This window comes from Acidocella sp. (assembly GCF_035535915.1).
GTDB lineage: Bacteria > Pseudomonadota > Alphaproteobacteria > Acetobacterales > Acetobacteraceae > Acidocella.
In genome coordinates this window covers 42,391-57,851 of sequence record NZ_DATLPB010000002.1, presented here as the reverse complement: position 1 = coordinate 57,851, position 15,461 = coordinate 42,391, and the positions used below count along the sequence as shown (strand labels likewise).

General features: G+C 57.7%; 8 protein-coding genes. 1 reads left to right on the top strand and 7 read right to left on the bottom strand.

Going from position 1 to position 15,461, the window contains the following annotated elements:
* From VNC39_RS00350 to VNC39_RS00330, 5 genes are all read right to left on the bottom strand, one after another.
* Positions 1-902: phospholipase D-like domain-containing protein (locus VNC39_RS00350; protein ID WP_325395034.1), on the bottom strand; the 902-nt coding region annotated here is incomplete at its 3' end.
* A 227-nt stretch (positions 903-1,129) separates the two neighbouring features.
* Positions 1,130-1,306: a hypothetical protein gene (locus tag VNC39_RS00345; protein ID WP_325395032.1), complete on the bottom strand. Its 177-nt coding sequence runs from the start codon at positions 1,304-1,306 to the stop codon at positions 1,130-1,132.
* 138 nt (positions 1,307-1,444) lie between these two features.
* Positions 1,445-3,238 carry a PHA/PHB synthase family protein gene (locus tag VNC39_RS00340; RefSeq protein WP_325395030.1) on the bottom strand — a complete coding sequence of 598 codons (1,794 nt, stop codon included), beginning with the start codon at positions 3,236-3,238 and terminating at the stop codon, positions 1,445-1,447.
* A gap of 480 nt (positions 3,239-3,718) precedes the next feature.
* Positions 3,719-11,866, bottom strand: a complete 8,148-nt coding sequence (locus tag VNC39_RS00335; protein ID WP_325395028.1) for an RHS repeat domain-containing protein — start codon at positions 11,864-11,866, stop codon at positions 3,719-3,721.
* 108 nt (positions 11,867-11,974) lie between these two features.
* Positions 11,975-12,289, bottom strand: coding sequence for a hypothetical protein (locus VNC39_RS00330; protein WP_325395026.1), 315 nt, complete (start codon positions 12,287-12,289; stop codon positions 11,975-11,977).
* A 142-nt stretch (positions 12,290-12,431) separates the two neighbouring features.
* On the opposite strand from VNC39_RS00330, the gene VNC39_RS00325 reads away from it, so the two are divergent.
* Positions 12,432-13,301, top strand: coding sequence for an IS1595 family transposase (locus VNC39_RS00325; protein WP_325395024.1), 870 nt, complete (start codon positions 12,432-12,434; stop codon positions 13,299-13,301).
* Positions 13,302-13,318: 17 nt separating this feature from the next.
* Here VNC39_RS00325 and VNC39_RS00320 read toward each other — a convergent pair whose 3' ends face one another.
* Positions 13,319-13,603, bottom strand: coding sequence for a hypothetical protein (locus tag VNC39_RS00320; protein WP_325395022.1), 285 nt, complete (start codon positions 13,601-13,603; stop codon positions 13,319-13,321).
* The gene (locus VNC39_RS00315; protein WP_325395020.1) at positions 13,590-15,455 is read right to left on the bottom strand and encodes an ATP-binding protein; all 1,866 of its coding nucleotides are present in this window, start codon (positions 15,453-15,455) and stop codon (positions 13,590-13,592) included. Before VNC39_RS00315 ends, VNC39_RS00320 begins: the two co-directional genes overlap by 14 nt.
* Between the last annotated feature and the right edge of the window lie 6 nt (positions 15,456-15,461).

Genomic DNA, 15,461 nt, shown 5'->3' with positions numbered 1-15,461 from the left:
ACGCCCTGGCGTTCATAAATCTGCACGCCAGCCCGAAGCAAGGAAGAGTAATGAGAGCGTCCTGCTGCAACGGTGATATTGCTGGTGCTTCGGCTTGGTACGATCAATTCTATATCCACCCCTCGTTTTGCAGCACATTCTAGCGCTTCCGCAAGGTCTGGAGGCGGCGCAAAAAAACCAGTCGTCAAATGTACGGATTTCCGACTGGCGGCGATGGCGGTGAGCAGGGACTCATAGATGGCTGGATTGCCGTCGCGTGGCGATCCATCAATTGCCTGCACCCTCTCGTTTCCCACCGGCGCCACAGCGGGCTCGACCACTGGCAGCGGTGCGGGCCCTTTCTGCTCCTGCCATGTCTTCAGGAATAATCGTTCGAAGAGCTGCACCACAGGGCCGTCTATTTGGACGTCCGTATCCCGCCACGGTAGTTCGTCCGGCTTAGATGCGGTGATCCCACCGGGCCTCCGCCGGTTTTCATAGACGGGCGACACATTTACACCGCCGACGATCGCCGTTTTTCCATCGATGATCAGCATCTTCCGGTGATCTCGTTTGTTTAAATCCAGAGACGTCATTTTTAGTGGATCGAACGGACTGTATTCGAGAACGTGTACACCTGCCTTTCTCAATTCGCTAAATAGGCTTGCCGGCGTGTCCATCGCGCCCCAAGCGTCATAGATTAGAAATACCTGTACGCCTTGCGCTTGCTTCTGCAGAAGCAACGCACTGAATTGCCGAGCGGCTGCACCATTGAATTCATAGCTTTCCATCTCGATGCGATCCCGCGCCGTTTCGATCGCATTTTGCATTGCCAAGAAGCTTTGAGGACCGTTGATCAGAAGCTGAACCCTGTTCCCAGGTACGAATGACGTTCCTGTCAGAGTGACATTCTCTTTCTCCATGACGGAGAGGGCTGCCGGTTCGCTCGACGTGGGAATAGTGCAAGCTCGATCTGGATCAACATGCGGCAGTGAGACGCATCCCGTAAAACCGACCAACACCGCAACGGGCGCCCATTTCCTAAGCACTTCATTATCCCTTGCCGTAAGCTTGGGGACGTTTGCATGATAGCCGGCGGTTAATTATCGAGGCGCCAAGCTGGACTGCTGTCAAACCCCTCAAAGAAGAGTTAGCGCATGACGGTGCAGACTATGCGCTTGATAAACTGCTGTTCGATCTGAAGGCTGGCAAGGTGGTACTGCGGCATGGCGGTCACGTCAATCGTCGGTTTGCTTTGTGAGGTCAAAATCTCGACCTGGCGAAGCTTCGCAATGATCTCTTCGGGCTTATAAATCTTCCGCGGCATTCAACACCTCCACCTAAACAACTACGTCAAGGATGGCGTGCTTCTAAGGGGGCAGGCCACCACAACCGCAATGAGGGGTTCCGTACACGTGTGCGATCTCCGGTGCAGGAGGATGGTTATTCTCGCCTTCCCAATTGTCTACGGCATCTGCACATATGTTCCGGGCGCGTCGGCGAGCGGTGGCAATCCGGCATCCGGCTGGCCGATCGATGGGGGTGAAACTTGTGCAACGGCGCTTTCAGCGACCAGCCATCGTTGCCACTCGGACCACCAGGAGCCTGCCCGTCGGGATGCCTGAGCATACCAGCTGTAGGGGTCGATGTAACGTTCTCCTTCCTGCCTCGTTTGGATCCGGCAAGAGCCCTGATCTCGATCAGGTGGATTGACGATGCCGACATTATGTCCGCCGGTTGTCAGCGCGAAAGTCAGTGCGGTATCTGTGAAGAGGGCGATCTTGTAAACGGACCACCATGGCGCGATGTGGTCGCGCTCGGTTGCGACGACAAAGATCGGTATGCGGATGTCCCGCAACGCGATCACGCGCCCCTCGACCGCGAATCTCCCCGCGGTAAGACGGTTTTCTAGGAACAACCCGCGGAGGTATTCACTGTGCATTCGGGCTGGCATGCGTGTCTGGTCGCTATTCCAGGCCATGAGGTCGGTCATCTTTTCTCGGTCTCCAAGAATGTAGTCGCGCACCAGCCGAGACCAAACAAGCTCATTCGAGCGCAGAGCCTGGAACGCCGCCGCCATCTGGCGTGTGCTGAGGTACCCCTGATCCCACATCAGATCCTCAAGAACGCTGACCTGTCGCTCGTTGAGGAACAGCATCAGCTCGCCAGCCTCGGCAAAATCCGTCTGCGCCGCGAGCAACGTCATGCTGGCCAGTCGCTCATCATGATCACGTGCCATCGTCGCCGCAGCGATCGCGAGTATCGTGCCGCCGAGACAATAGCCGCAAGCGTGCACCCTCGCGTCTGGCACGATCTTGGTAACGGCGTTTAACGCGGCCATCACGCCGTCACGCCGATAATCGTCGAGGCCGATATTGCGGTCGCGCGCGTCCGGATTTTTCCACGAGATCATGAAAACCGTGTGGCCGTGCGCGACGAGCCAGCGTACCAGCGAGTCATCCCGGCTGAGGTCAAGGATGTAGTATTTCATGATCCATGCGGGAACGATCAGGACGGGCTCGGGAAATACCATCGTGGTTGTCGGCAGATACTGAATCAGCTCCATGAGGTCGTTGCGATAGACGACCTTGCCTGGCGTAATGGCCACGTCTCGGGCGATCTCGAATGCCTCGGCGCCGGCGGGTGGCGCACCGGCCAATTGCCGGCCGATATCTTCTCGCCAATTCTTCGCACCGCGAACAAGGTTGAACCCGCCTTCGCGCCCCGTCTGCAGGATGACCGTTGGGTTGAGCCAGGGTATATTCGCAGGTGAGATGCAATCGGCGGCCTGCCGCATCAAAAACCGCATCTCCTCCTCATTTCGTCGCGTCAGACCGGGCACATCGTGCACGGCCTCGAGCCACCACGCCTCGGTCATCACATGAAAGCGGGCGAACATGTTGAACGGCCAAATGGACCATGCAGGATCAGAAAAACGGCGATCTTCCGACGGCTCGCTCAGGCGGGGATCGGAGGAACCTCCCATTGACGCCGGAAATGAAAGGCAGAAACGAGCCGCCTCAAGCCAGGCGAGGATTGCAAGTTCAAGCTGTTTCCCAGGTGCTATTCCCAGTTGAGCGGCCCATTGCGACCACGCCTCGAAGATGACGCGCATGGAAATGCCTTGAGTGGCCCTCGCCGCGATTGCCCGAAGGATACGGTCGAAGGTTCGGAATTCGGGATGGCCAGGAGGTACGACAGTGGCCTGCGCGGGGGAAAAGGGGGGCGCAGATCGAGGAGGATTTTCGATTGGTGCCATTAATCCTCCATTTATGACGTTGGATCGCATCCGAGGCGTGCAGCGGAGCCCAATTCATACCAAGCCAGCCCACGGCCAAAAATGATCTCGGTCAACGCAGGCGCCCAACGCCCCCGGAAGCCGCGGTGCTTGGTCCCACGCTTCCCACTGGCACCAACCGCAGTCAGGCGACGCTGGAAGTCCGCGTTAAACCCCCGCACCCAGATCGCGGATCTTCACCTTGCGCGCGCGCGCTCGTGTGTGGTGACAAAAAAGCTTACTCCTGATGGCGCAATAAGACATTGAAATTTCTATGGAAGAAGAGTTCGGTTCAGAAATTAGTTTGCTCCTGAGGTGAACGAGAAGGGCCTATCGAGACTCTCATTCGTACAAAAATGTTTGCTCCTATCTTGGAGCCTGAAATATCACGCATTACGAATGAGAGCTAAAAGAGCCGCCAGGTTGCCTATGCTGGAAGGCGCAATGTCAGTAGCGGGCCCCTCAAGTCCAGGACCAGAAGCGAAAGCGCAGATGCGTCTCGGTGAAATTTCCCGCTCCAGGCGTATTGGTGTGGAAGGCTCCGCCTTCGTGTAGCATATTGTTTCCTAACGTTTTGCTGTTGGTGCCGTAGTTGACTTTTGCTGTCCAATACTGGCCGCCCCGCAGCGCCGGGATATTAGTTTGCGGGCTGTGGAAGCGCACTTCGAAATTGGTCGCTGATCCCGGCACCGATCGCGGGACACCGTTGGACCTGTACCCCAGGCCAAAGTTTATATTTGGCGTCGTTTTAAAGCGATTGGGTGTTCCTCGCGGTGCGAGTTGCATCACATCGCGCCATGTGACGAACGAGTTGGTCTGAATGGGCGTACCTGCGCCTGTGGGGGCCCGCGGACTCCTGACCATGCTGCCGGCGTTCATGAATTTGGCAGCGTATCGATCACCCCCCGCCTGATTGCCGACGCCCGGGCCGCGTGGCCCTGGAAAGTAGAATGCCGATGTGGCTCCGCCAAACAACGCGCCGATCCCGGCCCCTGCAAGCACGCTCCAGCCGACATTCTTGAACAGGTCGTCTTTTCCACGGATTGCATTATCGACCACTTGGCCCGAGGCGCCAGCAGCGGCCCCGCTGATGGCGCCACTGGCCACGCCGACGGCGATCCGTCCGGCCGTAGTTGCGGCAAAAGTCGCGACACGTCCGCCGACGGCAGCGGCAGCGGTGACGAGACCTGCGGTCGCCGCTCCGCCGGTCAGAACGCTGATGGGCCCCGTGACAAAACCGACGGCAGCGCCGATCCCGACTTCTTTCCAGAATCCTCCCCAATCCTTGACTTTCCAGTCGTTTTGCGCGGCATAGGTGAGCGCACTGACGCCGCCGCCCAAGACAGCGCCGACAACGGCGCCGATCGCAAGCGCCAAGAGAAATGCGATGAGCCCGGTTGGGTCGCTGGCTTGGAAGGGGATGTTGGAAACGTAGGGGTAGGGGCTCGCCGTTGAACGCAGCGGATCGGGCGAAAGAAAGCGTCGCGTGACCGGGTCGTAAAGTCGCGCATTGAGGTTGTAGAGTCCGGTCTCCGGATCGTATTCCTGGCCAATGAAGAGATAGCGCACGCGATCCGCCCACGGCCCTACTGGTGCTTGCGCCATGCTACCGAAGGGATCGTAAGCATAACCCGCGAGCAGTTTGCCGTCCTCCGCCATGACGAGGCGTGTCGAGTTCTGGCGGTCTCTAATGACGAAGCCTGGCGTTAGTTGGGGGTCGAGCACCGCGACAAAGCCGAACGGCCCCGGAATGTAGATCATGTTGCCGATATCTGAGCGAGTTTCGGCGAGGACTTTGCCGTCAGCTGAATGAAGATAATGCGTGTCAGCCCCGGGCGCGGTTCCCGCCGTGAACTGCGTTGTACGGACACGCTCGTCGCCCGTCCCATAGTCGATGGTAGAACGGGAGCCATCCGCTTTGAGGCTCTCGCTCACTAAACCGTCGACGAGATTGTAGGAGAGGGTTTCGTTGCGGCGGCCGGTGGCCGCTATCAGGTTGCCGCCAGGACTATACTGATAAGTCTCCTCTTCCGTCGCCGTCTTCATGCCGACTAGCTGATTGGTGCCAGGCTTGATGGTGAAGAGCCGCGTCTCGCCGCGCTCGGTGAGGGCGAGCATGTTATCATTGGCGTCGTAGCTAATCGGTGATCCGACGCTGCCCATCGAGCGCAGGGCGCCATCCTTATGGACCACTGCCGAGATATTACCGGCGGCGTCGTAGGCATTAGACCAATCATCCGTTGTGAGGCCGGCCGCGCTTGCTACGGGTCCCGGCGTGAAAACGGCCCTGGCAACCTGACCCTCGAAATATGTCGCGCCGTCTACCCCCGGTTTTTCCCAATAGCTTAGCGCTTCGGAAAAAGCCGCGCTCTCCGTTTCGGTCAAAAGATCGAGCGAATTATAGGAAAAGCGCCGTCGCAACGGCGCTTGGCCCGAGACGTTGAGTGTCTCCTCCGCCGGGAGTGCGGTGGCCGTGTAGCTGTAGGTTGCCCAGCGTGCGGGATCGTTGGCGTCGCCGACCGCGACCACTTTCCCCTGGAGGTTTCTCCGGTAGGTCACGACCACCGGCTGGGTGTCGGTCTCGAAAGTCAGGTTGGCGAGTTCACCCATGGCGTTGACGGCATAATGTTGGGTACGACGACGCTCCCCGACTCTCTGGGAGATGCTGATGATGTTGCCATCGGCGTCGTAGGCGTTCTGCTGCGTCCACACCGTTTCATCGATCTGCTGACGGCGGAACTCGACAGTGCGGCCGATCGTGTTCGTGGGATCGGTGCTCCAAGGTGGGATTGTCGCGAAGCAATCCCATGTGATGCGGGCCTCCCAGCGACCGTCAGTAGGCCAGTCGGTGTCAGCGAGCCGCTTTAGCAGGACGGGATCCCAGACGTGGTCGATCGTGCCCGATTCGAAAACGCGGCCGAGCGGGTCGTATCGCATATAGACGAGGCGATCGGCGCCATTGGCCCCTTTGCCGACGCCATCAGCGACAAGCGTGAAACGGGCGCGGCCAAGGCTATCGTAGATGCTTCGTATCTCGCCACAATCTGAGGAGTATGTGCGCAAGATGTTGCCGAGAGGATCGGCGGAGCGAGTCTGCGCATAGGCAGCATCTCCGGTCGTGAGGGCCATCGGCGGCAGCATCGTGGTAAGCTGCCCCCGCGCATTGAACCGGCGCGCGCTGTGACGCTCAGAAGGCCCGAAGCGAAGGGGCGCAATAAAGCGCCGATGAAACTCAGACAGGCGATCATCCATGAAGGCACGCGTACGCGAGCCGTCAGCATCACGTGTCTCGTTACCGATGAAAATTGCGGGTGGGACGCTCTCGCCAAGATCGTTGGGCAGGTTGGTAATGGTCGGCGTCTCGGTGAAATGCGCCGCTCCAGGGTAGATCGCATGAATGAGACCGGCCTGCCCCATGGCGCGCTGACGGTCGATCGGCGACATTTCGAGTAGCACACGCGTATAGGGGTATTCTTGGTCGTTGGATCGACCGTCGCGACCGTCATAATAGCGCGCGATCTCGCCGCTCATCGCGCCGCTTGACCAATCGAAGCCCGCAACGAGACCGGTGCGCAGTCCCGGAACGCCGTCGTCATAGCGCATTGGTTTGGTGGTGACCACTTGCCGCCCGAGGACGTCCTTGAGTGTAGCCTGCGCTGTCGCGCCGTTTTCGTCGAAGCTTTGACTTTGGAACGTCGTCGCAAGGCCATCACTGAAATCGAGGGTGATCGCCGTGGCGAGCAGAACGGCGGGACCGCTGAGGCTGAGCCCGGCGGCTGCGTCGCAGAAAAATTCAATCGGTCCCGGGGCGCTGCCGAGCACTGCCGCGATGATCGGTTGCCCGTCGAGGAACAGAGCAAGCGTCGTTCCGGTGCGCGTGAGGAGCCATTCCGCGGCTTCAAGTTTGGTCTGGGTGGTTCTTGCACGTTCAGCGCCGCCCACATCGAGGATGCGCCAGACACCTGCTGTGGGATCCCATTCGACGGCGCCGACGCCGGCGATGCGCAGGCCCGCGTGAGCACGCCAACCGGCAGAAGGTGGGGTAACCCGTAGGCGACAGACGATGCCGTTGGCAGCGATGCCGTTCGCCCAGGTGAGACTCGCCGGCCCGTCGGTGAGAAGCATGAGGCGGCCGCTCAGGGCTGTGGCAGGCTCAAGAGTCCACGCCGCAGCTGGCAGAGGCGTCCAGTTCTGGCGCCAACTGTTATCCTTAAGTGTATCGAAGGTCCCCCCGGTCGCTGAAGTGACGACCAGCGACGTGTTCGGGCGCGCCGGGTCGAAGGCACTACCGGCCGTAATCTGCCGCGAGTAGCCGCCGCTTGCCAGCTGAATCACCTGGCCGCGGGCATTGGTAGAAGCAAGCGCATGGTGACTTTCGTCGTAATAGGACAGGGTGGTCGCGGCATTGGCGTCGAGCTGCGCGGTGATGAGCAAGGTGTCGGCATCATAGACCCACGCCTCGGCGCTGCCGGGCAGTGGCAGAACCATGAGATCGTCGAGATATGCCGGGCTTTGCGCCCCGGCATTCGATACTTCGATGGTTAGGCTGCTCTCGCCTGCGGGCACCATTACGGTGCATTGGAAACGCTGCCAGCCGTCGCCAGTCGTATCGAACGGAATCTCGTGGGTCGCTCCGCCGGTGAAACGGATGATGAACCCACTCGAAGATCTCGTGCTGGAGTCATTCAAGAGCCAATAGTTGAGCGCAATTTGCTGTGTACCCGGCTGGATCGAAAGGCTCGCTCGGATGCCCAGCGCATTAAAGGAGGATGACAACTTCAGAGAGGCGCGGCCAGTATGCGCCCGTTCAGTCGTGATCAAACGCGTGATCGTCCCGCCATCGCCCGCCCGCCAGGGGCCATGTCTTTCATAATCCTCAAAGCCGACATAGGAGCATTCCGGATCTACGAGGTTGCCGTCGTTGCGCAGGCCAATATCGGCGTTCTGAAAGGTCGCGATTTGACGTACGCCGGAGACATCAAGGATCTGGCTCGTGGGAACGCCGAGCGCATCGCGCGAGACGCAGGCGATCCCGCTCGCTGCGCGACTGACCACCTCCGTGCTACGGACCCATTGCGTATTGGCGGAAGGATCGGCGAAGTTGAAGGCTGGCGCCAATTCACCCGCACCGTTCCAGGCATATTCGGCAATGGCATCGAAGGGCGCGCCGGGTGCGCCCCACTCATTACCCCAGGTAGTGATGCTTGAGGCGATCGTCGTGGCGTGCGTGACGTTGGTAAGCCTGGTTTCGGCCACGGCACCGAACTGCCGCGTCTGGAGCATCCCGGCATATTGCGGCAGCGTCCATGCGTAAGTGAGGCGACTTGTGATCGTCTCTGTCTTGCCGTCTGTGGTGCGATTTGTCGTGGACTGCTCGATCAGCGCTCCGGTTTGATCGTCATAGGCCTGGTCTCGCCGGCGCGACAGCTCGCTGGTGAGTTCGATGGCGCCGAGCGGCGTGAAGCGCGCAGCATAGACGTAATCGCCCGAGAAGATGCGCCAGGAGATGCTGGGCCGCACGACCGCCACCGTGGCACTTGGTTCAAGCGGCAATCCGGCCGCGGCGAACTCGGCCGCCACTGACGGCGGAATCCGCCCAACATCGAATGCCGCCGCGACAGAAGCCTCAATTGTGAACAGTCTGAGGAGGCCATTGGTCGCGACTACGGCGCGAATAACCGGCATCGCCGCCGGGAAAGGCACCCCAACCTTCGAGGCATCGCCATGCGCCAAGCTGAGCCCGCGCCACTCGGTCCTGCGGCGAAAAATCATCAACCCCTCAGCGGTAAATACGCTCACGCCGTATTCACGGCCTGTCATCAGGCTGTGATAATCGTTGAGGTCTGAGTTATCGGCGATGGGCAGGCCATTATAGTAGGTCGCCTCCGTCCATCCACCGACGGGGTTACCCCCAGCATCAACGAGGAACTCGGTAACGTGTGGATACTGCACCACTTGGCCCGTTGGGTCGAACAGCGCCGAGACCGTGTCGTAATCATAGGCCATATAGGTCTTCTGATAACCGTCATCGGTTGTCACAGTGCCGATAACATCATCGGTCTGGCTCTCTGCCAGACTGTTATCGAGGATTCGGTGAAGAACGAGCGAGGACGGTGCAAGCGGCGAGACATTCTTGGGATAAGTGGCGAAAGCGCGTAGGCCGGCGCAGGCAGCCGCCGAGAACCACTCTGCCCCACCGCCGAATTTCTGGTCGCCGAAACGGACTGTTTCGACCTTTTGTGCATCACCGAGCAGCAGAACGACGACCTGCTTGGCACCGTTTGGTAGGTTCTCGCCGTAGATCACGAAGTTGCCACGGTTCACCAGCGTTGCCGGGTCGCCCGAGGTCGAGAGGTCGGCGATATGCTGCCAGGTCTCGTCGGGTTGGCGCCGGTAGACCTTGGTGCCGCAAGTCATGACGTTACCTGCCAGCGTCGGCGGGAAGAGAGCGGCATTGGCGCCGGCGAGACCCTCGCCGATCCATGAGCCGTTCGTCGGCTGGTAACGGATCAGGGTGACCGCAGGCGCGCCAACCGGCATTGTGCGTAGCGCAAAATCTTCTCCGATCGCATAGGATGCCTCGGGACTCTCCGCGAATGTGAAGGCCTTCCAGGCGCCGGCGTCATAGCGGAAGACGCGCGGGCCATTCATGACCACCGACTGCGAAATGGAGGTATAGGCGGACGTTGCCGGATGCGTGCGCTCGCCAGCGAACTGGCCCGCAGCATTCCATTCGAGGAGCGTCAGCTTTCCGCCGGTGCCGTCGACGTAGGTAACCGCGGCAAAGTGCGGGCCGCAATTAAGCAAACTGCCGACATAATTATCGTTCCAGGCGACGCCGGGCTTGCTGATCGGGTCAGCGGTACGTGACCAGGAGCGATCGAGAGCACGAGAGTAGAGTGAGATCGAAAGACTTCTACTCGGTGCGGTGAACGCGCCAATCACGAGCCGGCTGCCATCGGTCGCCACGACCACGTTCTCGCCACCGGGAGTGAAACTCGTCTTTTTCCAGGTTAGTGCCGCCGGATCAAAGTCGAAGATGTGGAAATCGCCTTGGCCGGCGATCGCGAGAGCGATGAAATTATCGCCCGCGACCAAGCTGGCGCGGGCCTGGTCAACATTCGTCCTCAAACGAATGTTGATCTGCTCCATGCGCCAGGCATTGAGCTGGTAGGGATCACGCCGTAGAAGCAGTAAGAGCGCGGTTCCCACAGCGGTACCGGAGAGAGGCGGAACAAACAGTGCCAACAGATTCTGGGTCTGGGCATAGACAATGCCGTCGGCGTCGAAAGCCCCCTTGATTGGCTGTGATGGCATCCACGGCGCGCTCCAGGCACCGCCAAAGTTGTAGATCTGAAGTGCGAGCGTGCCGCGCACTTTGTCGAGCCACGTGAGCGCCATGTAAGAGTCAGATGGCATCACATAGGGCCGCGCACCTTGAAAGCCAACCGGCGGCTCGATCGTCAGTGATTTGTTGAAGTAGGCGTTATTGGACGAGTTGAGCGCAATCCTTTTGTATTGGTAGCGGAATTTCGCGCCGGCAGGATTGAGAATTTCGGCGAGGGCGCCGGGCGCTGCCGCATTGGCATCGGTGTTGTAGGCGAAGAGCGTCGGAGGTCCGTTGGCTATCCCATTGCTTGCCGAGTGGGCGGCTACCAGAAGGCGTTTTCTGTAGAATTTTTGGGCGGGATCGACAAAATTGACGAAGGCGTAATCAAACGTCAGCGTGCGTGCGATCGTGCGGGAAGCCCAGCTGCTGTATTCAACCACATGATCGAGGAATTTCGTTTCATAGCGGTCCTGATAGGCGGCGTCGGGTTGGCCGCCGTGGAGATGCGGGCACACCCACTCGTAATTTTCCTTATCGGCGTAGTGCAGCTCCACCGCTTGGCCGAGGTCGTCAATGATACTCGAGAGATAGGTGGCCCGCGTGTAGAAGCCGCTCGTGCCGACCGGCAGCGTGTCGGCGACATAGCCGTAGGCAAGTCCCACGCCCCAGGAATTTTCAATTCGCACCAGATTCCATGCCACAGCATAGGGGGCAGCATTGGGCGCCGTGCTGGCACCGATCCAGCCGTTCCAGGATAGCCCCCATTCGCAGGCTCCAGCGACCAGGCGCTCACCATAGCGGCGCCGGCCGCCATCCGGCATAGTAATTGTCCAAGTCTCGTTGCCTGGCTCATAGAGGAATTGCCATAATGGCAGGGCATTTGTGGCGAATAGGTAGGTCTCGCCCCGGTTCTCGATCAGGATCAGGGGAAAGAGCTTGCCGCTGTTCTCGACGCAGTAACTGCCACTCGCAATGTCGAGAGAGCGCTTGCCGAGCGCCAGGATGCGCTCTCTTGGAAGTGACCAACCTAAGCCGAGGATGGAAGCGGGCGCCTCCGCATTGTCGAGCTTCGCCGCGCGGAAGATGTTACTTTCATTGACTGCGGTTATAGTGATCGCGACATCCTGAAATCCGGGAAGACTCGCGATTGTTAGCGGCGCCATCACGTCACCGCGAAACATATTGACCGACGCGCCGCTGGCGTTGCTGCCGCCGATCTGTCCTTCAAGGCGATCAGGTTGGAGTAACGATCCCGTTTCGGTAACTGGATTCATGGTCATGTGTCGAACTCGCTGAAACGCTAAGCCCGCAGGGCATTTCCGATGATTTTTGGCCGACTGGGTGGACCTCAAGGGGGACCGCTACGGTCCCCCTAAGGACGTAGGCTGTTAGTCTTTTTCAACCGCAGCAACGCTACCGATGCCGGTGGCGATGAAAGAAAAATTGCGATCTTTGGCATTGCCATTGCTATCGCCGGTCTTGAGATAGAGCTCGCTAGGGGTTAACCGGATGATAACAACGTTGTCACGTGTGTTCCCGTCATCCGGAAAAATTTGCGTCGCAGACGCGCCGGAGACTTGTGCAAAGCCTGGACGAAAGGCGATAACATAGTGTCCTTCTGTGGTCCGGCTAACGCTGAACTCGCTCCCGTATTTGATGGTGCCGTCGCTATTGACCGTGCCGCCGATGATACGATCAGCCATGGTTATCTCCCTCTGGTTGAATATAACCGGATCGTATCAACTTTAAGTCGATTTGCAACCGTTGCAATTTTTTTGCCTATCAGCAAACATTTTGGTGATTATCCCCTTGACACACGTAAGCGGTTTGTTCTACTAATGGCGTATGGCAAGCAAACTCACAGTCCGTCAGTTCTTCGAAAAGTTCCCTTCGGATGACGCTTGCCTAGAGCACGTCATGAGCGTGCGTTACGGCCTTCGCCACGTCTGCCGGAAGTGCAACCAGGACGCCACGTTCCACCGCCTGGAAGGCCGCAAGGCTTATTCCTGCGCCCGTTGTGGTGACCATCTGTACCCATGCGCGGGTACTATCTTTCAGGATAGCCGTACCTCCCTGCAACTGTGGTTCTACGCGATGTATCTGTTCATCGCTACGCGTCACGGCGTGAGCGGAAAAGAGCTGGAGCGTACGCTGGGCGTCACCTACAAAACCGCCTACCGGATGGGCCAGCAAATTCGTGACCTGATGGCAAAGGCCAACGGCATCGAAATGCTCCAAGGCCATGTTGAAATTGATGAAGCCTATGTTGGCGGCTATCGCCCCGGCAAGCGTGGCCGTGGCGCTGCTGGCAAAACCATCGTGATGGGTCTGAAAGAGCGTGGCGGCAAGATGATTGCCGAGGTCATCCCAAACACTCAGACTACGACGCTGCGGAATGTGGTTCTGCGTAATGTTGAGGAAGGCTCGACCGTTTCGACAGATGAGCTGATCTCTTACAACTTACTGAAAGGCGCCGGATACACACACGGCGCTGTGAAGCACGGCGCGAAGCAGTGGGCAAAAACTGAGGATGGGGTGAAGTTCTCGACTAATTCGGTTGAAGGCTTCTGGCGGCTGTTCAAAGCCTCTGTTCGTTCGACCCATATCCACATTTCGGGCAAGCACATGGAACGCTACCTTGGCGAATTTACTTTCCGGTCGAACCATCGCCATATGGAGAATGCGATGCTTGATCTTCTGATAGGGGTGCTTTGAGTAATTGCTAGTCGGTCTTATTTCCCGCCAGCAATGGCGCGGCCTTGCTCGTAACCATCCTGATATGTTGCGTTTGGACTGATGTGGTGTGATGCAATGGCGATTTGGCGGTCGGTCGGTTTTTCCTGCGTGATCGCCAGCCATCCGTCAATGAAGCCGTCGATGTAGGTCTTCGGAGGCGCGGCAACCATCTTCACTAATTGGTCAAACTGATAGTGATCGGCTGGGCCTATCCCGCGCGCCTCTTCCTGAGCGATAAAGTCAGGCAATCGTCCGGCCACTAAAGCCTCACTCAGCGTCATTCTTTGCATCTTTAGCCTCCTTGGCGATGTACTTTTGACCTGGATGCTTCACCATTTCAGGATACAAATGAACGAGAACTCCGTCTCTCACCATTGAGTAGAGATATTTACTTGAGACGTAATTTGCCGTCTTCCCCAATACCGAGGCAATTTCTTCTGCCGATAATGGCTTCCAATGGCACAAATCAATAATAAACGCTTTCATATCCTCTGGTAGAACTCGCTTTCCAAACCTGCTCAATTTCAACCTAAGGGGGGCAGGTAAATCTGACGGCCCTAAAAGTCGGCGCTTTAATTCGCTAGTGATGATGTTGGCATCCATGTTAACATCATCACTAGCCGGTATGGAATGAAGTACGCCACCCGGAACATAATACGTGCGAGAGCCGCTGCCTTTGTCTTCTAAAATGTTCAGCTCACGTAGATGGCGCAAACTCTTGCTTGCGGATAACGTGTCTGCTTGCGTAACGCTCCTGTAGGACGAGTTATCAATAGCCCCCACTTCTCGAACAAAAATGAGGGCGCGCATTTGGTCTTCGGTTAGGCTGTAGCTCTTAAAGTGAGCCAGCCACTCCCAGTCCTTTTCTGACAAAAAGTGGTGGAAGAGGAAAATAGCAGAAAATTCATCTCCATCTCGATTGGAGCTAAATGTTGGTGCAGACAAGCCATGCTGCGCCATCACCTCCCTCATCACCTTTAAGCCGCTACCTTTTGTCTCGGCAAAGCGAGTTTCGTGAAGAATTTCAGCAATGTGAGGGTTGCGCAAAGCAGACCCTGGCTCACTAAAGCGTTCTTGTGATTTAAGGGAATAGCCCGGGTTTCTGATCTCAAGGCGGTTAGAATATCTAAGTATTTGAATGGGTTGTGCCGTTTGGTAGTTTCTGTGCATGACAGCGTTTACTACCGCCTCACGAATTACGCGGAGCGGAAGGACCGGCATGTCCGTTCTCATTCCTGATCTATCCTCTACGCGGAAGGTTTTCGGCAGATCATCCAGAATGGTAGCCATAATTCTCGGGATGAGAGAAACCAACGGCCCTCGTAGATCAAGGGAATCAAAGCGGTGCTCTGTATTAGAGACCCATTCTTTCCCCTGAACCCTGATGTAATCAACTCGATGGGCGGGGCTAATTCTCCTGAGAGCCGAGCTTTTCCCGAAAACTAACAAGCCTGTTTCGGTAACTTGATAGCCATCCGAGCGCTTGGCAACAGCACCCAGAGCATGAAGCATTTCGTCGTCAGGCCAGTTTAACTCTTCAGCAACAGGATTCGCTTCGGCCCTGGCCCGTCGATATGCAGAAAGCGCTTCTTGATCCATGTCTTCCAGAGAAGCCGAATCAATGATGGACGAATCGTACGAATCTTGCGCTTTAGATTGGAAGAAAGCAACGAGATCGTCGTCCGTGCAACGTTGGTCAGTCGGTCCAATCCGACGAAACGCGCCGCGTGGTAAACCTTGCCCCTTGAAATAAAGAGGCTTTTGGCTCGGGTTTAGCTCCGGGACATCTACTCTGACAACAATCTTGCTGCCTATTTTTTCCCTAGAGATATCGACACGAACCGGAATGTTGAACTTGGTGGCACATCCGCTCGCCAGATCAGAACTGACTTTGTCGGGATCATCACCAACACCCACCACGACATATTGAGGGAACAAGTTCATTTGTTCGCGTTCGACGCCAAGCAGAATGGTCCCGCCTTCTAACCCCGGCTCGTTGCTTAAGGCGCATACGGTCTCATAGACGGACGCCCCCAGGGTGCCAGACTCTATGCTTTTAGCCTCCAAATGCTCCGTTTCATCACCATCGTTTAGTTCGGCAATAAGGGAAGCAACCGGTTTGCTACTGATCATGCTTAT

Coding starts and splice junctions, on each gene's coding strand:
- VNC39_RS00315 (WP_325395020.1), bottom strand. CDS start 15,455: ATGATCAGTAGCAAACCGGTTGCTTCCCTTATTGCCGAACTAAACGAT.
- VNC39_RS00345 (WP_325395032.1), bottom strand. CDS start 1,306: ATGCCGCGGAAGATTTATAAGCCCGAAGAGATCATTGCGAAGCTTCGC.
- VNC39_RS00320 (WP_325395022.1), bottom strand. CDS start 13,603: ATGACGCTGAGTGAGGCTTTAGTGGCCGGACGATTGCCTGACTTTATC.
- VNC39_RS00335 (WP_325395028.1), bottom strand. CDS start 11,866: ATGACCATGAATCCAGTTACCGAAACGGGATCGTTACTCCAACCTGAT.
- VNC39_RS00325 (WP_325395024.1), top strand. CDS start 12,432: ATGGCAAGCAAACTCACAGTCCGTCAGTTCTTCGAAAAGTTCCCTTCG.
- VNC39_RS00340 (WP_325395030.1), bottom strand. CDS start 3,238: ATGGCACCAATCGAAAATCCTCCTCGATCTGCGCCCCCCTTTTCCCCC.
- VNC39_RS00330 (WP_325395026.1), bottom strand. CDS start 12,289: ATGGCTGATCGTATCATCGGCGGCACGGTCAATAGCGACGGCACCATC.